Origin of the sequence: Pseudomonas sp. G2-4 (assembly GCF_030064125.1) — a bacterium.
GTDB lineage: Bacteria > Pseudomonadota > Gammaproteobacteria > Pseudomonadales > Pseudomonadaceae > Aquipseudomonas.
The window spans coordinates 3,038,279-3,054,879 of the sequence record NZ_CP125957.1 but is presented as its reverse complement, the minus strand read 5'-3'; the positions used below and the strand labels follow the sequence as shown (position 1 = coordinate 3,054,879).

14 protein-coding genes are annotated in these 16,601 nt (G+C 60.6%); 7 read left to right on the top strand and 7 right to left on the bottom strand.

Going from position 1 to position 16,601, the window contains the following annotated elements:
• Positions 1–41: 41 nt before the first annotated feature.
• Positions 42–305, bottom strand: a complete 264-nt coding sequence (locus QNH97_RS13085; protein ID WP_283557206.1) for a DUF2790 domain-containing protein — start codon at positions 303–305, stop codon at positions 42–44.
• Positions 306–537: 232 nt separating this feature from the next.
• Here QNH97_RS13085 and QNH97_RS13080 point away from each other — a divergent pair, with 232 nt between their 5' ends.
• Both QNH97_RS13080 and QNH97_RS13075 read left to right on the top strand, forming a co-directional pair.
• Positions 538–1,278 carry a response regulator gene (locus tag QNH97_RS13080; protein WP_123344949.1) on the top strand — a complete coding sequence of 247 codons (741 nt, stop codon included), beginning with the start codon at positions 538–540 and terminating at the stop codon, positions 1,276–1,278.
• Entirely contained in the window at positions 1,275–2,588 is a 1,314-nt protein-coding gene (locus tag QNH97_RS13075) for an ATP-binding protein (protein ID WP_283557205.1), read from the top strand. The genes QNH97_RS13080 and QNH97_RS13075 overlap by 4 nt, the downstream gene beginning before the upstream one ends.
• 312 nt (positions 2,589–2,900) lie before the next feature.
• On the opposite strand, the gene QNH97_RS13065 is transcribed toward QNH97_RS13075, so the two are convergent.
• Complete coding sequence (locus QNH97_RS13065) at positions 2,901–3,098, bottom strand: YbdD/YjiX family protein (RefSeq protein ID WP_003201656.1); 198 nt, start codon at positions 3,096–3,098, stop codon at positions 2,901–2,903.
• 15 nt (positions 3,099–3,113) lie between these two features.
• On the bottom strand, positions 3,114–5,174 hold the full coding sequence (locus QNH97_RS13060; protein WP_283557204.1) for a carbon starvation CstA family protein: 2,061 nt from the start codon (positions 5,172–5,174) through the stop codon (positions 3,114–3,116).
• A gap of 305 nt (positions 5,175–5,479) precedes the next feature.
• Here QNH97_RS13060 and QNH97_RS13055 point away from each other — a divergent pair, with 305 nt between their 5' ends.
• Together QNH97_RS13055 and QNH97_RS13050 are read left to right on the top strand one after the other, a co-directional pair.
• Positions 5,480–6,841, top strand: a complete 1,362-nt coding sequence (locus QNH97_RS13055; RefSeq protein WP_283557203.1) for a cache domain-containing protein — start codon at positions 5,480–5,482, stop codon at positions 6,839–6,841.
• 31 nt (positions 6,842–6,872) lie between these two features.
• The gene (locus tag QNH97_RS13050) at positions 6,873–7,505 is read left to right on the top strand and encodes a response regulator (RefSeq protein ID WP_283557202.1); all 633 of its coding nucleotides are present in this window, start codon (positions 6,873–6,875) and stop codon (positions 7,503–7,505) included.
• A 29-nt stretch (positions 7,506–7,534) separates the two neighbouring features.
• On the opposite strand, the gene QNH97_RS13045 is transcribed toward QNH97_RS13050, so the two are convergent.
• Positions 7,535–7,960: a VOC family protein gene (locus QNH97_RS13045; protein WP_283557201.1), complete on the bottom strand. Its 426-nt coding sequence runs from the start codon at positions 7,958–7,960 to the stop codon at positions 7,535–7,537.
• 151 nt (positions 7,961–8,111) lie between these two features.
• Here QNH97_RS13045 and QNH97_RS13040 point away from each other — a divergent pair, with 151 nt between their 5' ends.
• On the top strand, positions 8,112–8,903 hold the full coding sequence (locus tag QNH97_RS13040; RefSeq protein WP_283557200.1) for a transporter substrate-binding domain-containing protein: 792 nt from the start codon (positions 8,112–8,114) through the stop codon (positions 8,901–8,903).
• A gap of 402 nt (positions 8,904–9,305) precedes the next feature.
• On the opposite strand, the gene QNH97_RS13035 is transcribed toward QNH97_RS13040, so the two are convergent.
• Genes QNH97_RS13035 through QNH97_RS13025 form a run of 3 tightly spaced genes read right to left on the bottom strand, consistent with a single transcriptional unit; the run spans position 9,306 to position 12,203 of the window.
• On the bottom strand, positions 9,306–10,325 hold the full coding sequence (locus QNH97_RS13035; protein ID WP_283557199.1) for a TRAP transporter substrate-binding protein: 1,020 nt from the start codon (positions 10,323–10,325) through the stop codon (positions 9,306–9,308).
• 55 nt (positions 10,326–10,380) lie between these two features.
• Positions 10,381–11,661: a TRAP transporter large permease subunit gene (locus QNH97_RS13030; protein ID WP_283557198.1), complete on the bottom strand. Its 1,281-nt coding sequence runs from the start codon at positions 11,659–11,661 to the stop codon at positions 10,381–10,383.
• On the bottom strand, positions 11,658–12,203 hold the full coding sequence (locus tag QNH97_RS13025; protein ID WP_283557197.1) for a TRAP transporter small permease: 546 nt from the start codon (positions 12,201–12,203) through the stop codon (positions 11,658–11,660). Before QNH97_RS13025 ends, QNH97_RS13030 begins: the two co-directional genes overlap by 4 nt.
• Before the next feature lie 906 nt (positions 12,204–13,109).
• Between QNH97_RS13025 and wecB the strand changes: the two genes are divergently transcribed.
• Positions 13,110–14,342, top strand: a complete 1,233-nt coding sequence (wecB, locus tag QNH97_RS13020) for a non-hydrolyzing UDP-N-acetylglucosamine 2-epimerase (protein ID WP_283557475.1) — start codon at positions 13,110–13,112, stop codon at positions 14,340–14,342.
• Positions 14,343–14,378: 36 nt separating this feature from the next.
• A complete protein-coding gene (locus tag QNH97_RS13015) occupies positions 14,379–16,592 on the top strand; it encodes a hypothetical protein (RefSeq protein ID WP_283557196.1) in 2,214 nt (737 codons plus the stop codon).
• The last annotated feature ends 9 nt before the right edge of the window (positions 16,593–16,601 follow it).

Below are 16,601 nucleotides of genomic sequence, written 5' to 3'. Positions count from 1 at the left end.
CCCTCGCCACAGAGGCCGCAAGCACACCTACCGTTTTGATATCAGTTACCGTTATTGCAATTGTCGGCAAGCTTGCGGTAGTCCAGCGCCTGCTTGTGGCCCGCCGAGTCCAGATAGATCATCTCGGCGTTCACCACGCCACAGGCCGGATTGGCGTCTTCGGTGAGGGAAAGCACTTTCTGAATATCAAGGTGGGTCCCGTAGGTATAGGTTTGCGCCTGGACGTTGCTTTCGGCCCTGGCCGACAGGGTGCAGATGTTCAGCGCGGCGAAGAGGCAAGCGGCGTAGATGGCTTTGGTATTCATGGCGGTGTCCTCGATTCATTCAATGAGTGTGTTTTCTGCCGAGGCCTGTTGTGTTGCCTCGATGGAAGCCATTGAATGCCGTTGAGGTATCGCGCCTGTATCCAGACAGGTGGCTTTTTGCATCCCTGTGTATCCGCCGCGCGCCAGATACACTGCAATACAAACCGTCGCAGGCCGGGCCGACCGGCGCCTGTAGACTGATCACAACGAAACGCCAAAGGGGCTGGACACCATGGATCATGTCGATCACGTGTTGATAGTGGATGACGATCGCGAGATCAGAGAGCTGGTTGGCAACTACCTGAAAAAGAACGGCCTGCGCACCACCGTCGTCGCCGATGGCCGGCAGATGCGCGCGTTCCTGGAAACCACCCCGGTGGACCTGATCGTGCTGGACATCATGATGCCCGGCGATGATGGCTTGGTGCTGTGTCGGGAATTGCGCGCCGGCAAGCACAAGGCCACACCGGTGCTGATGCTGACCGCCCGCAACGACGAAACAGACCGCATCATCGGCCTGGAGATGGGCGCCGACGATTACCTGGTCAAGCCCTTCGCCGCCCGCGAGCTGCTGGCGCGGATCAACGCCGTGCTACGCCGTACCCGCATGCTGCCGCCCAACCTGGTGGTCACTGAAAGCGGTCGCCTGCTGGCGTTCGGACGCTGGCGCCTGGACACCACCGCCCGCCATTTGCTGGATTCCGATGGCACCATGGTCGCCCTGAGTGGCGCCGAGTACCGGCTGCTGCGGGTGTTCCTCGACCACCCACAACGGGTACTCAACCGCGACCAGTTGCTCAACCTGACCCAGGGCCGGGACGCCGATTTGTTCGATCGTTCCATAGACCTGCTGGTCAGCCGCCTGCGTCAACGCCTGTTGGACGATGCCCGGGAGCCGGCCTACATCAAGACCGTGCGCAGCGAAGGCTATGTGTTTTCGCTGCCGGTGGAGATCCTTGAGGCTTCGGTATGAGTCTGCCGTTGCGTTGGCCGCGCACACTCGCTTCGCGGCTGTCGCTGATCTTCCTGATCGGGCTGATCCTGGCCCAAGGACTGTCGTTTGGTGCCCAGTATTACGAGCGCTACCAGACGGCCAGATCCACCATGCTCGGTAACCTGGAAACCGATGTCTCGACTTCCGTTGCCATTCTCGACCGCCTACCTGCCGCCGAACGTCCGGCCTGGCTGCCCAAGCTCATCCGGCGCAACTACGGCTACCTGCTCAATGAAGGCCAGCCCGGCCAGCCGATGGACCTTGCCGATGCGCCGGTGTCGGTGAGCTCCATCCAGGAGGCTATCGGCCAAGCCTACGCCCTGACCTTCAGCCAGATTCCCGGGCCGAAAATGCATTACCAGGCTCACCTGCGCCTGGGCGACGGCAGCCCGCTGACCATCGATGTACGCCCGGCGATGATGCCCCTCTCCCCTTGGCTGCCGGTGGTCTTGCTGGGGCAATTGGCGTTGTTGATCGGCTGCACATGGCTGGCCGTGCGCATTGCCGTCGGCCCGCTCACGCGCTTGGCCGAGGCGGTGGAGACCCTCGACCCGAACACCCACAGCGCGCGCCTGGATGAAAAGGGTCCGACCGAAGTGGTCCACGCCGCCAAGGCCTTCAATGCCATGCAGGACCGCATCGCCGCCTACCTCAAGGAGCGCATGCAACTGCTGGCGGCGATTTCCCATGACTTGCAGACGCCCATCACACGCATGAAGCTGCGTGCCGAATTCATGGACGACGGCTTGGAAAAGGACAAGCTGTGGAGCGACTTGAGCGAAATGGAACACCTGGTACGCGAAGGCGTGGCCTATGCCCGCAGCATCCATGGCGCCACTGAGGCCAGCTGCCGCATCAACCTGGATGCGTTCCTCGACAGCCTGGTGTTCGACTATCAGGACACCGGACAGGATGTGCAGTTGTCCGGAAAGAACGCCGCCGTCATCGACACCCGCCCCCACGCCCTGCGCCGGGTGCTGGTTAACCTGGTGGACAATGCGTTGAAGTTTGGCGGCGCGGCTCGGATCGAGGTGCAAGAGAGCGAAAACGGTCAATTGGCGATCCAGGTATTAGATCGTGGCCCTGGCATCAATGAGCAGGAGCTGGCCGAAGTACTCAAGCCGTTCTACCGGGTAGAAAGCTCGCGCAACCGGGAAACCGGCGGTACAGGATTGGGCTTGGCCATCGCCCAGCAACTGGCGAATGCCATGGGCGGCTCATTGACCTTGAGCAACCGCGACGGCGGCGGGCTGTGTGCCGAGCTGCGGCTCAGTCGCGAACCCCGCTAAATCCTGGGTGATCGCGGTGGGTCAGTCGACATCGATGCTGCTGACCCGACGCCATCGCGAGCAGGCTCGCTCCCACAAGGGGATCTGTGGTGTATGCAAATCTTGAAACCACCCCAAAACAACTGTGGGAGCGAGCCTGCTCGCGAATGCGTTGGGTCAGTCAACATCATCACTCACTGACACACCGCCATCGCGAGCAAGCTCGCTCCCACAGGGAATCTGTGGTGTATGCAAATGTTGAACCCCCCCAAAACAACTGTGGGAGCGAGCTTGCTCGCTCCCACAGGGGATTACCTCAACCCAAGCGGTGCATCAGCAGCACTTGGGCCCACCCTTGCCACCGTAACGGGCCTCTTGGCGTTCGCGGAAGAACGCCTCGTAGTCCATCAGCGGTTTGTCCGGGTGTTTGGTTTGCATGTGCTCGACGTAGTTGTCGTAGTCGGGCATGCCGACCATCAGGCGCGCGGCCTGACCGAGGTATTTACCGAGGCGACTCAGGTCATTGAACATCGTTGCAATCCTCTATCAAGCGTCCGGCACGGCCTGGAAGGGTGCTTCCTTGTCCGTACGTTCTTTCGTGCCCCAGGCGGCGATGCCGACCTTGAGCGCGTAGAACAGGATGCTGAACACCACCAACAGGAACAACACCGTCAGCGTGGCATTGGTGTAGGCGTTGTACACCACGTGCTGCATCTGCTCGATGCTCTTGGCCGGGGCCAGGATCTGGCCGGCGGCCAGGGCATCGTTGTATTTGCGCGCCAGGGCCAGGAAGCCGATCGCCGGGTTGGCGTCGAACAGCTTGATCAGCCCCGCCGTGGTGGTGCAGATCAACAGCCAGGCCGCCGGCAGCATGGTCACCCAGACGTAGCGCTGGCGCTTCATCTTGATCAGCACCACGGTGGCGAGCATCAGGGCAATACCGGCCAGCATCTGGTTGGAGATGCCGAACAGCGGCCACAAGGTGTTGATCCCACCCAGCGGATCAATCACGCCCTGGTACAGCAGGTAGCCCCACATTGCCACGCAACCGGCAGTGGCGATCAGGTTGGCGGCCCAGGATTCGGTACGCTTGAGCGCCGGCACGAACGAGCCCAGCAGGTCCTGCAGCATGAACCGCCCGGCACGGGTGCCGGCGTCCACCGCGGTGAGGATGAACAGCGCCTCGAACAGAATCGCGAAGTGGTACCAGAACGCCATGGTGTTCTCACCCGGCAGCACCGAGTGCAGGATCTGCGCGATACCGACCGCCAGGGTCGGCGCACCGCCGGCACGGGCCAGGACGGTGGTTTCGCCGATGTCCTTGGCCACCGCCTGCAGCGCCTCGGGGGTGATTGCAAAACCCCAGCTGCTGACGGTTTGCGCCACGGCCACCACGTCACCGCCGACGATGGCCGCCGGGCTGTTCATGGCAAAGTACACGCCGGGCTCGATCACCGAAGCGGCGACCATGGCCATGATCGCCACGAAGGACTCCATCAGCATGCCGCCGTAACCGATGTAGCGGGCGTTGACTTCGTTATCCAGCATCTTCGGCGTGGTGCCCGAAGAGATCAGCGCATGGAAACCCGAGACCGCGCCGCAGGCGATGGTGATGAACAGGAACGGGAACAACCCGCCCTTCCACACCGGCCCGGTGCCGTCGGTGAACTGGGTCAGTGCCGGCATTTTCAGCTCGGGCATGGTGACCAGGATGCCGATCGCCAGGGCGACGATGGTGCCGATCTTCAAGAAGGTGGACAGGTAGTCCCGTGGCGCCAGGATCAGCCAGATCGGCAACACCGCGGCGACAAAGCCATAGCCGATCAGCATCCAGGTGATTTGCACGCCGGTGAAGGTGAAGGCCTGGGCCCAGACCGGGTCTGCGGCCACTTGCCCGCCGAGCCAGATCGAGCCCAGCAGCAACAGCACGCCGATGAGCGAGATTTCACCGATGCGGCCCGGGCGGATGTAGCGCATGTAGATGCCCATGAACATCGCGATCGGGATGGTCGCCATCACCGTGAAGATCCCCCATGGGCTCTCGGCCAGGGCCTTGACCACGATCAGTGCCAGCACCGCGAGGATGATGATCATGATCAGGAAGCAGCCGAACAGCGCGATGGTGCCGGGGACGCGGCCCATTTCTTCGCGGACCATGTCGCCCAGGGAGCGCCCGTTGCGGCGGGTGGACAGGAACAGGACCATGAAGTCCTGCACCGCACCGGCCAGCACCACGCCGGCAATCAGCCAGAGCGTGCCGGGCAGGTAGCCCATCTGCGCCGCCAGCACCGGCCCGACCAGCGGCCCCGCGCCGGCAATGGCCGCGAAGTGGTGGCCGAAAAGGATGTGTTTGTTGGTCGGGACGTAGTCCAGGCCATCGTTGTTGAGCACGGCGGGGGTGGCCCGGCGCGCATCGAGTTGCATCACGTTGTTGGCGATGAAGAGGCTGTAGTAGCGGTAGGCGACCAGGTAGATGGCCACGGCTGCGACGACGATCCAGAGGGCGTTGATGGGTTCGCCGCGGCGCAAGGCCACGACACTCAACGCACAGGCTCCCAGAACAGCCACGGCAAACCAGGCGAGGTGTTTAACCAGACGGGTTGTCATTGCGTGTCTCCTGCCGATATCCAATGGATTGCGGCGATTGTTTTTATAGTGTGCCCCGGCTATTCGGAGCGGGCCCAATATCCCTGTATGCCGTCAATAAATAAATCCGTAGTACTACGTAGAACCCGATTCCCTTGTGGGAGCGAGCTTGCTCGCGATGGCATTGTGTCAGGCGACATCCAGGCTGGCTGATCCTGCGCCATCGCGAGCAAGCGCGCTCCCACAGGTTTGGATGTCTCATCCATGGGTTTGGCATATGATGCCGCCATCCACCTCCCCCCCGTCGTGCCCGGACAGGAGTACAGATGCTGCTCAAACACAAAATCGTCGCGCTCGGTATTTTGCCTTTGGTCCTGGCGATTGCTGTCATCTGCGCATTGGTGATCTCCCTGAACCGCCAGTTGGGCGATCAACAGGCACAATTGATCGAAGACAGCATCCTGGCGAGCAAGCGCGCCGAGTTGAAAAACTACGTCGAGATGGCGCAGAGCCTGATCGCCCCGCTGTACAACAACGGCTTGGGCGACGAACGTGCGCAGCAGCAGGTCCTGGAGGAATTGCGCAAACTCAGCTTCGGCATCAACGGCTACTTTTTCGTCTACGACCGCCAGGGCCGCAGCCTGATGCACGCTCGTCAGTCGGAACTGGTCGGGCAATACCTCTGGGACATGAAGGATCCCCACGGTTTGCCCGTCATCCAGGCACTGCTCAAAAGCGCCGAGTCGGGTGAAGGTTTCCAGCGTTATGCCTGGAACAAGCCCTCCTCCGGCCAGGTCACCGACAAGCTGGCCTACGTCGTGATGCTGGATCGCTGGGGCTGGATGCTGGGCACCGGGATCTACCTGGAAGATGTCGAGCGCGCCACCCAGCAGGCCCGCGACGAGGTGGCCCAGGGCATCCACACCACCATGCAGGCCATCGCCGCCATCGCATTGGTCGCGGTGCTGCTGGTGTTTGCCGGCGGCATGACCCTCAACGTCAGCGAACATCGCCTGGCCGACAAGAAACTGCAGCGGTTGAACCAGCGCATTGTCAGTTTGCAGGAGGAAGAGCGCTCGCGGGTCTCACGCGAACTTCACGACGGCATCAGCCAGTTGCTGGTGTCGATCAAATTCCAATTCGAACTGGCTAGTCACGTGTTGGAAAACGGCCAGGAAAATGGCCTGGGCATTTTGAAGAATGCGACTGATCGGCTGGGAGAGGCCATCGGCGAAATCCGCAGCATTTCCCACGATTTGCGTTCTTCCCTGCTCGACACGCTGGGCCTGCCTGCCGCCATCGGCCAGCTCGCGGCTGAGTTCCAGCAACGCAGCGGGCTCGATGTGTCCTACAGAAGTAATGAGTTCGATTGTCGGCTGGAAAACGGCGCGCCGGTTTCACTGTTCCGCATTGCCCAGGAAGCCCTGACCAATATCGAACGCCACGCCGGCGCGAAAAGCGTCGGCATCACCTTGTTCGGCTCCGGCCAGTCCTTGCGCCTGACGGTGGTGGATGACGGGATGGGGTTCAACGTCCCACAGGTCGAGCGCGGCCATGCTGGCATCGGCTTGCGTAATATCCGTGAACGGGTCGAGCATTTCGGCGGACGCTTGGAGCTGACGTCGGTGCCGGGCCGAAGCGAACTGGACATCCTGCTGCCCATGACCCTGTCGGCGACAGAAAGCTGATGTGCGCCCACCCTACCCAGAGCACCTGCCAATGAGCCTGTCCCCTGCAATCCGCATTGCGCTGGTCGACGATCACTCCCTGGTCCGCGACGGCATCAGGGCCCTGCTGTCGGTGATGCCTCAATTGGACGTGGTGGGCGAAGCCGAGAACGGCGCCCAAGCGATCGAGATGGTCGGTCACTGCCAACCTGACCTGCTGCTGATGGACATCAGCCTCAAGGACATGAACGGACTTGAACTGACCCGCCAGTTGGGCAAGCAATACCCCAGCCTCAAGATCCTGATCCTGAGCATGTATGACAATTATGAATACGTGAGCGAGTCCGTGCGATGCGGCGCCAGCGGCTATGTGCTCAAGAACGCCCCTTCGCGGGAAATCATCGCGGCCATCGAAGCCATTATCAGCGGCGGCACCTTCTACAGCGCCGAGATCGCCCAACGGCTCGCCACTGACCAGAGCAGCGATAACGAACTGACGCCACGGGAGAGCCAGGTGCTGTACAAAATGGTCCAGGGCCTGAACAACAAGGAAATGGCCCGCGAACTGGACATCAGCGTGCGGACCGTCGAAACCCACCGCCTGAGCATTCGCCGCAAGCTCAACATCGACAAACCTGCGGCGCTGGTGAAATACGCGATCGACCACGGGATTATTTCGCGCTAAATCCCCTCGCCACAAAGATCAGCATCGCCTTACTTTGCGAACAACTGACTCATATCCTTGAACGCCTTGAACTCCAGCGCATTGCCGCAGGGGTCGAACAAAAACATCGTCGCCTGCTCGCCCACCTGGCCCTGGAAGCGGATATAGGGCTCGATCACAAATTCAGTGCCAAAGGACTTCAAGCGTTCGGCCAACGCCTCCCACTCCTGCCAGCCAAGCACCACGCCAAAGTGCGGTACAGGCACGTCGTGCCCGTCCACCGGGTTGCTGTGGACGCTTTCCTGGGACGCGGTCTTCGGCTGCTCATGGATCACCAACTGATGACCGAAGAAATTGAAATCGACCCATTGCGCACTGGAACGACCCTCCGGGAGCCCGAACACGTCCCCATAAAAAGTACGGGCAGCCGCAAGGTCATAAACGGGAATAGCCAGGTGAAAGGGAGAAAGACTCATCAGGACACCCATCATTCTTTAGAGAGAGCCTTCAGTCTAGCGCCAGTCATGATTGAACGCCGTATGGATCATCGCGACGCTCCAGTGACAGCCTGCCGGCACTTTTACTACACTCGACGGCCTTGTCCCTCCTTGCGAGCCGTCCATTCCTATGAAAAACATAACAATCACGATGACGATCTGCGGCCTGCTGGCGCTCTGCGGCAATGCCCTGGCGGAGGCTATGCCCTCGCACCTGGATCAAGTCCTTCAACGAGGCGAACTGCAGGTGTGCACCACGGGCGACTACAAGCCCTACACCTACAAGGCTGAAACAGGCGAATACGAAGGGATTGACATCGACATGGCCCGCTCGCTGGCCGCCAGCCTGGGCGTCAAGGTGCAATGGGTGCAGACCACCTGGAAAACCCTGATGCCGGACATGCTGGCCGGTAAGTGCGACATCGGCATGGGCGGGATTTCAGTGACCCTGGAACGTCAGAAGAAAGCCTACTTCAGCACGACCCTGGACGTGGATGGCAAGATCCCGCTGGTACGTTGCGAAGACCAGTCGCGCTATCAGACCATCGAACAGATCAACCAACCGTCGGTGCGCCTGGTGGAGCCGGCCGGCGGCACCAACGAAGCCTTCGTCCGGGCGTTCCTGCCCAAGGGCCAGCTCAACTTCCACGACAATGTGACCATCTTCCAGGAACTGCTGGACAAGAAAGCCGACGTGATGATTACCGATGCCTCGGAAGCGCTCTACCAGCAAAAACTCAAGCCGGGCCTCTGCGCCGTCAACCCGACCCGTTACCTGCAATATGGCGAGAAGGCCTACCTGCTGCCACGGGACGACACCACCTGGAAAATGTACGTTGACCAGTGGTTGCACCTGAGCAAGGCAAACGGCAGCTACCAGAAAGTCATTGGGCAGTGGCTGGCGGTTCCGGGCGCACAATAACCGCTCACGGAAGAGCAACAAAAAAACCTGTGGGAGCGAGCTTGCTCGCGATAGCGTCAGATCAGCCGCATTGATGTTGGCTGACACACCGCTATCGCGAGCAAGCTCGCTCCCACAAGGAGATGTGTGTCGAGCGCGGATTGCATGCCCACTGAAAGGCCAGTGTGGGAGCGAGCTTGCTCGCGATGGCGCCAGGTCAGCCGCATTGATGTTGGCTGACACACCGCTATCGCGAGCAAGCTCGCTCCCACATGGAGATGTGTGTCGAGCGCGGATTGCATGCCCACTGGAAGGCCAGTGTGGGAGCGAGCTTGCTCGCGATGGCGCCAGGTCAGCCGCAGTGATGTAGCTGAGCTCGCTCCCACAGGTTTGATCGGCTCAAGGCCTGGTGTTGGGTTCAGCTCACTGGGCCGCGCGCACCTTGGCAATTTCGTCGTACATCATCTTCACCAGGTTGCCATCCAGGGACTTGGCGAACTTGTCGATGACCGGTTGCACGCGCTCGCGGAAGCGATCTTTCTCGGCGGGGGTGATTTCGTTGACGGTCATCGCGCCAGCCAGCGTCGCTTTCGCCTTGTCCATGCTCGCGGCTGTGACTTCCCGTTGGAATGTTTGCGCCTCGACTGCCGCCTCGCGAATCATCGTCTTTTCATCGTCGTTCAGGCGATTCCAGGTTTTCTGGCTGATGATCAACGACTGCGGGTTGAAAATATGCCCGGTCACGGAGAGGTATTTCTGCACCTCGTAGAATTTATTGCCTTCGATCACCGTGAACGGGTTTTCCTGGCCGTCGATAGTGTGCTGTTCAAGGCCGGTGTAGACCTCGGGGAAGGCCATCGGCACGGGGTTGGCCCCCAGGGCGGAGAAGGTTTCCAGGTAGATCGGCGACTGGATGACGCGAATCTTCAAGCCCTGCATGTCTTCGAGCTTGGCCACCGGATGCTTGCTGTTGGTCAGGCTGCGGAAACCCAGGTCCCAATAGCCCAGGCCCACCAGGCCTTTGCTATCCAGCTGCGCGGCGAGTTTCTGGCCGACCGGCCCATCGATCACCGCATGGGCTTCCTCCGCGTTGTTGAACAGGAACGGGAAGTCGAGCATGGCATAGTCCGGTGCCTGGGCCGCGAGGATGCCGGAGTTGAGCACAGTGATGTCCAGCGTGCCGCCCTGCAAGGCCGACACCGTCTGCACGTCACCGCCCAAGGTGCCACCGGGGAATAGACGGACCTTGATCTTGCCACCGCTCTTCGCACTGAGCAGGTCGGCAAACTTCTGCGCGCCCTGCCCTTGTGGATGTTCCTTGACGTTCTGGAACGCGAATCGCAGGGTGCGTTCACGGATCTCATCCGCATGGCTCGCCACGCTGCCCAGCAACAACCCCGTTGCGCACGCCCCGGCCAACAGGGTTTTCATCAGTTTTCGCATGTCACTCTCCGATCATTATTGTTTTTAAGTCGAGCTACTACGGCTTGCACCGATATCATCCGGTGAAGAATTTCAAGGGCCCCAGGACCAGCTGAGGGAACAACACGAGCAGGAACAGCACCACAAACTGCGCGAGCATGAACGGCCACACGCCACGGACGATCTCCTCGAAGTCCAGCTTCGCCACCCCACACACCACATTGAGCACCGTGCCCACCGGCGGCGTAATCAGCCCGATCGCCGTGTTGATCAGAAACAACACGCCGAAATACACCGGGTCGATACCCGCCTGGATGACTGCCGGCATCAGCACCGGGGTGAGGATGAGAATGGTCGGGGTCATGTCCATCACCGTTCCCACCAGGATGATCAGCACCATCATCACCAGCAGCAAAAGGGTCTGGTTGTCCATGAAGGGCTGCAGCAGTTCTGCCAGCTGGCCCGGCAGGTCGGCGATGGTCACCAGCCATGACGAAACCATGGCCGCCGCCACCAGCAGCATCACCACCGAGGTGGTCCTGGCCGACGACAGGATCACGTCGTACAGCTGGCTGACTTTCATTTCCCGGTAGATCACCAGGGACACGAACAGCGAATAGACCGCCGCGACCACTGCGGCTTCCGTGGGGGTGAAGATGCCGAATTTAAGACCCAGGATGATGATCAAAGGCAGGCCCATCGCCCAACTGCCGTCGAGCAATGTGCGCAGCACTTCGGCACGGGAACGCTTGGGCGGCGTCTCGACATTCTCGCTTCGAGAGATGAACCACCAGGCCACGGCCAGCGAAGCTCCAAGCATCAGCCCAGGCACGATGCCGGCCAGGAATAGCTTGGAGATCGACACCCCGGAGGCCACGCCAAACACAATGAAACCAATGCTCGGCGGAATGACCGGTGCGATGATGCTACCGGCGGCGATCAGGCCTGCCGAGCGTCCCCGGTTGTGCCCGGCCAGCACCATCATCGGCACCAGCAACGCCGCCAGTGCCGCCGCGTCCGCCACGGCCGAACCGGAGAGCGACGCCAACAGGCAGGAAGCAATGATTGCCACGTAACCGAGACCACCGCGTTTGTGCCCCACCAGCGCCATGGCAATGTTGACAATGCGTTTGGACAGCCCTCCGACATTCATGACCTCGCCGGCCAGCATGAAGAACGGCACGGCCATCAGCGGGAAGCTGTCGGCGCCGTTGAGCAGATTCTGGGCGATGATTTGCGCATCGAACAGATCCAGGTAGAACATCAGCGCGACGCTGACCACCAGCAAGGCAAACGCAATGGGAATGCCCAGCGCCATGCTGCCTATCAAGGACCCGAGGAAAATAACCAGTGTCATGGGCGGGTACTCTTGATGGGGTTGTGGGCGCTCACCTCGGCGTCGCTGTCCTTGACCATGACCAGTTCGTCATCGCCGAGCTTGCCGAACGTCGCCAGGTAGAGTTCGTAGAGCAGGATGGCCGCGGCGCTGGCACCAAACACCAGGCCGGCGGCATAGAACAGCGCCATCGATAACCCCGAGGCCGGCGCGACCACATCCAGGTTGATCACCGCCTGCTGCCAGCTGCCGATGAAGATCAACCAGCAGATGTACAGCATCAGCAGATGCCCGATGACCAGGCAGATGCGCTTGCCGGCTGGCGACAGGCGCTTGACCAGGCTGTCCATCCCCAGATGCGCACGGTCCTTGAGCGCCACCAGGGCGCCGAGAAAAATCATCCAGACGAAGAACCAGCGCGACAGTTCTTCCGACACGCTGATGCCGGAGTTGAACGCATAACGCAGCACCACGTTGCCGAACACCAGCACGATCATGGCGACCATGCACAACACGATCAGGAGCTTGAGCAGCTTGAAATACAGATCGACGACTTTTGTCATCTTGAAGACCTCTCGAATTGTCGATGCCGGGATCCAGCCGGCGCGATAGAAACGGCGACGGTGTCCGCTATCGAATCCAGGCGCAGGCGTTGCGAAGAGCTCCAGGTCGGGCGCGACAGATCGAGGGAGAGGCGATGAGGGAGTGCAAGCAACTGCGCATGAGGTGTTCCTCTATTTTTTATTATGGCCCTGGCAATGCGACACAAGGCGGATGCGCCTAAAATGTACCAACCGGTTAGTTCGGTCAATAACCCAAGCACGCATGCATGACAAAGCGTGCGATTATCGGCTATGCGCTAAAACGACTACCCCTCCCCAATTTGGCGAAACCAGACGCACACTTTCGCTGTTTGAGAACAACCGGCGGCACGTCACGAACATAGTTATTACAAACCACTCATCAAAATTAACAAAAATAAAATGAACCAATTTTAATAAGCGCACTTTAGCAAACAAAGAGTTCAAGCAAATAAACTAGCGACCCGCGACAACATTCCGACGCCATTTCGCCGACATACAAAAGTTGCCTTCGCCTTTATTACGGCGCCAATAATTAATAACCACCCGCGACGTAGTTATTGCCACGCAGAAATCAACAGAGAATTTGAAACCCTTATAAATCAATGGGTAATTGGATTTGATCAATGGTCAATCCGCGTTACCCCTGGCATCGACTTCGCCTTCAAAAAAATATTAATAAAACTTCACACAAAAAACTTTGCGACAACGTACTTTGATGTTATTAATCTGCCGCTCCAAAAAACCAAGGTGCCACCACGCAACTTTCTTTGCGCGTACAGCCCTTTCGTACATTGGATCCACTTAACTTAAATCACTTACTCAAGTGCATGATCGCACTAGGGCGAACTGTTGTGCGGCGCAGCAAACTGCGCGAGGAAGGGCGTCATCGCTACTCAAGTCCCACGGCTCAAGATCCTGTCGATCTTCGGTACCCGTCCCGAAGCCATCAAGATGGCACCGCTGGTCAAGGCCCTCGCCGCCGAACCAGGTATTGAGTCACTGATCTGCGTCACCGGCCAGCATCAAAGCATGCTCAAGCAGGTGCTGGATCTGTTCGATCTCAAGGCCGACTTCACCCTGGACGTGATGACGCCGCACCAGACGCTCAACTCACTGACTGCCGCCCTGTACAGCGCCATCGACCCGGTCCTGGAACAGACCCGGCCGGATCGGGTACTGGTCCATGGCGACACCACTTCGGCCATGGTGGCCTCGATGGCCGCCTTCCACCGGCGTATTCCCGTGGGCCATGTCGAAGCCGGCCTGCGCACCGGTGACATCTACAGTCCATGGCCGGAAGAAATGAACCGTCGCTGCATCGACCTCAGTGCCGACCTGCTGTTTGCCCCTACCGGCCAATCACGCGACAACCTGCTGGGCGAACGCCTGCAGGGCCGCTGCCTGGTGACGGGCAATACAGTCATCGACGCCCTGCAACTGACGGCTCAGCGCATCAATGAGGATGCACAGTTGCGTGGCGAACTGGACCAACAGTTCCCGTTCCTGCAAACCGGACGCAAGCTGCTGCTGGTGACCGGTCATCGCCGGGAAAACTTCGGCGAAGGCTTCCTGGATATCTGCAAGGCCTTGCGTCATCTGGCCCAGCGTACTGACATCCAGATCGTCTACCCGGTGCATCTCAATCCCAACGTGCTGGGGCCGGTGACCGAACAACTGGGTGACCTGCTCAACGTGCACTTGATCAAGCCCCTGGATTACCTGGCGTTCGTGCGCCTGATGCAACACGCCCACGTCATCCTCACGGACTCCGGCGGTGTGCAGGAAGAAGCGCCGTCCCTGGGTAAACCGGTGCTGGTGATGCGCGACGTCACCGAACGCCCCGAAGCCGTGGCCGCGGGTACCGTGCGCCTGGTTGGCACTTCCCCGGCCTCGATCATCGCTGGCGTAAACGCCTTGTTCGACGACGTGGCCTTGTGGCGTCGTACCTCGCAGGCAGTCAACCCCTATGGCGATGGCAAAGCCAGCCAACGCATTGTCGACACCCTGATGGGGCGTCCGGTCAACGATTTTGTCGTGGGCCAGGCGCAGCCGTCCGAGCCATTGGCACATGTGCCGATGTCCTCGCCCCGCGAGTTGCTCACCGATTTCACCTCATAACCGCTACTCACCCTTATCCGATCGAGATTTGCCTGAATGAAGCCTTCCGTTGCCATCCCTACGGGCGCGCTCAGCGCCCTTGCCTGTGGCCTGAGCCTGCTCGCGCTCATGCCGACCTTTGCCCTGGCTGCGGATAGCCCGCTCACCCAGGCAATCCATCGACTCAACGCCGATACCCGCCAGGAACGTGAGATTCGCTTGAGCGACCTGGGCATCACAGCGCCGATCCTGCTGGGCGCCAGCGACGCTCGACGCGAACTGTATTTGCCCGTCCCCGCCGGCGTGACGCTGAACGATGCGACCCTGCAACTGGACGCCAGTTATCTCAATGGCGAAGGCGGCCGCAACACCATGCTGCTGTCGCTCGATGGCTATCCGGTGCGTGCCGAAGGCCTCAGCGAAGCGCAGGGCGATGCCAGCGTCAAGTTGGGTGTGGACAAGGCCCCGCGCGACAACGGCCTGGTGCGTTTGGGCATTGCCTGGTCCTCGGTGGTCTCCCGGCCGCTGTGCGAAGAAGACCGGGTCATCGGCAACGTGCTGCGCATTCAACCCGACACGCGCCTGAACTACAGCTACGACGCCAGCCAACTGCAGGACGTCGGCGCCGCCTGGACCACACTGCCTGCCAGCCCCGGCATCCTGGTCGCACCGGGCTCGTTGTCGGCCGGCAGCTATGATGCCGCCTGGCGATTGGGCGTAGCCCTGGAGCGCATCGGCAAGCACGCCCGCATCCTGCCCTTCCCTGCCGTGCAGGACAGCGTGGACCTGAGCAGCCTGCGCGTCCCGACCGAGCTGTTGAACATTCCCGCCTTCGCCAGCCTCAACGGCAAAGGCCAGCACACCTTGGCCAACCCAGCCGAAATCGGTGCGCTGCTGATGCTCGGCCAGACGCCGAACGTACAAGCCGATCTGGCCATCAACGACCCGCAATTGCTCCAGGCCATCAACCAGTCCCTGGATGCCTTGCAAAGCCAGATCCAAGGCGTCGACACAACGGCGGCCACGGCCTTGACCCAATGGCGCGATGCCCACGTCAACGCCGCCATGGTGAGCACCGGTACTGATAACGTACGTCTGGCACTGCTGGGCACCCGCCCGGTACTGATGATCGCCCCGGATGCAACCGGCAAGGCCTTGTCCCTGTTGGGTTCTGCGTGGAACAAACTGGCACGCAGCCGCCAGTTGACCGTGAACGAAGCACAAACGCCGTTGAGCGACGATGGCCGCGTGGCCCTGTCGCGACTGGGCGGTGCTCCCGGCACTTTCGACGTAGCATCGCGATTCGACTGGAGCACTTCGTTCCCCCTCGGCAGCGTGGCCTATGACGGTCGCCTGCCCGTCACCGCAGTGGTCGACGTATCCGCTGCCCCCGGTGCTTCAGACACCGCGCCCGTGGCCTCGCTGTTTTTCAATGATTTCCTGATCGGTGCCCAGCAACTGACCACCGATGGTCAACCGCAACGCATCCAGGCTCACATCCCACGCTATGCCCTGGGCTCGAAAAACGTCTTGCGCGTCTCGTTCCAGCGCCAGCCGGTCAGCGACCGTTGCCTGGAAACACCGCAAGCGTTCCCGGTGTCGGTGCTGCCCACCAGCCATATCGTGCTGGACAAAACCTCGTTGGGTGATGGTTTTTCCGGCATTGCCGCACGATTCGCCGTAGACACCCAGGTGCTCGTTCCCCAGGCGTACCTTGACCATCCGGCCAGCAGCCTGACCCAAGTCATCGCGGTGGCCGACGCCGCCGGTGTATCACCGTTGCGTGCGCAGTTGAAAGTCAGCACCGATCCAAAAGCCGTCGTCAGCCCGGATAAAGCTTTCCTGGCCTTCGAACTGCCACTCAAGGACAGCAAGGAATCGGTCCAGGTCGATGAGCAGGGTCACCTGCGTATCAACCATAAAGACCAGGTGATGCTGGATGTGCAGCGCCTCAACCAATTGGCATCCCTGCAAGTGGTGCAGACCTCGGGCCAGCACGGCCTGGTCTATCGGGCCCTGGGCGACCAGCCCCCAAGCCTGGCCAAGCCGATTGTGCTGACCCGTGGCGACGTGGCGATCCTGGGTGACAGCGGTGCCGTGGCGATCTTCGATACCCAGGATCCCAACGGCAGCCAGTTGATCGGCCAGGAAGAACCCAAGGGCCTGGATGCCTGGCGTAAACCGTCACTGCTTTGGCTGATCCCAGGTGGCATTGCCTTGTTCCTAATCTTGTTGCTGGCTGGCCGTAGCGCCCGTCGCAATCGCCAGTAACGGTAACCT

Excerpts from the sequence above, each read along its gene's own strand:
- QNH97_RS13085 (WP_283557206.1), bottom strand. The coding sequence starts at position 305 with ATGAATACCAAAGCCATCTACGCCGCTTGCCTCTTCGCCGCGCTGAAC.
- QNH97_RS13080 (WP_123344949.1), top strand. The coding sequence starts at position 538 with ATGGATCATGTCGATCACGTGTTGATAGTGGATGACGATCGCGAGATC.
- QNH97_RS13075 (WP_283557205.1), top strand. The coding sequence starts at position 1,275 with ATGAGTCTGCCGTTGCGTTGGCCGCGCACACTCGCTTCGCGGCTGTCG.
- QNH97_RS13065 (WP_003201656.1), bottom strand. The coding sequence starts at position 3,098 with ATGTTCAATGACCTGAGTCGCCTCGGTAAATACCTCGGTCAGGCCGCG.
- QNH97_RS13060 (WP_283557204.1), bottom strand. The coding sequence starts at position 5,174 with ATGACAACCCGTCTGGTTAAACACCTCGCCTGGTTTGCCGTGGCTGTT.
- QNH97_RS13055 (WP_283557203.1), top strand. The coding sequence starts at position 5,480 with ATGCTGCTCAAACACAAAATCGTCGCGCTCGGTATTTTGCCTTTGGTC.
- QNH97_RS13050 (WP_283557202.1), top strand. The coding sequence starts at position 6,873 with ATGAGCCTGTCCCCTGCAATCCGCATTGCGCTGGTCGACGATCACTCC.
- QNH97_RS13045 (WP_283557201.1), bottom strand. The coding sequence starts at position 7,960 with ATGAGTCTTTCTCCCTTTCACCTGGCTATTCCCGTTTATGACCTTGCG.
- QNH97_RS13040 (WP_283557200.1), top strand. The coding sequence starts at position 8,112 with ATGAAAAACATAACAATCACGATGACGATCTGCGGCCTGCTGGCGCTC.
- QNH97_RS13035 (WP_283557199.1), bottom strand. The coding sequence starts at position 10,325 with ATGCGAAAACTGATGAAAACCCTGTTGGCCGGGGCGTGCGCAACGGGG.
- QNH97_RS13030 (WP_283557198.1), bottom strand. The coding sequence starts at position 11,661 with ATGACACTGGTTATTTTCCTCGGGTCCTTGATAGGCAGCATGGCGCTG.
- QNH97_RS13025 (WP_283557197.1), bottom strand. The coding sequence starts at position 12,203 with ATGACAAAAGTCGTCGATCTGTATTTCAAGCTGCTCAAGCTCCTGATC.
- QNH97_RS13015 (WP_283557196.1), top strand. The coding sequence starts at position 14,379 with ATGAAGCCTTCCGTTGCCATCCCTACGGGCGCGCTCAGCGCCCTTGCC.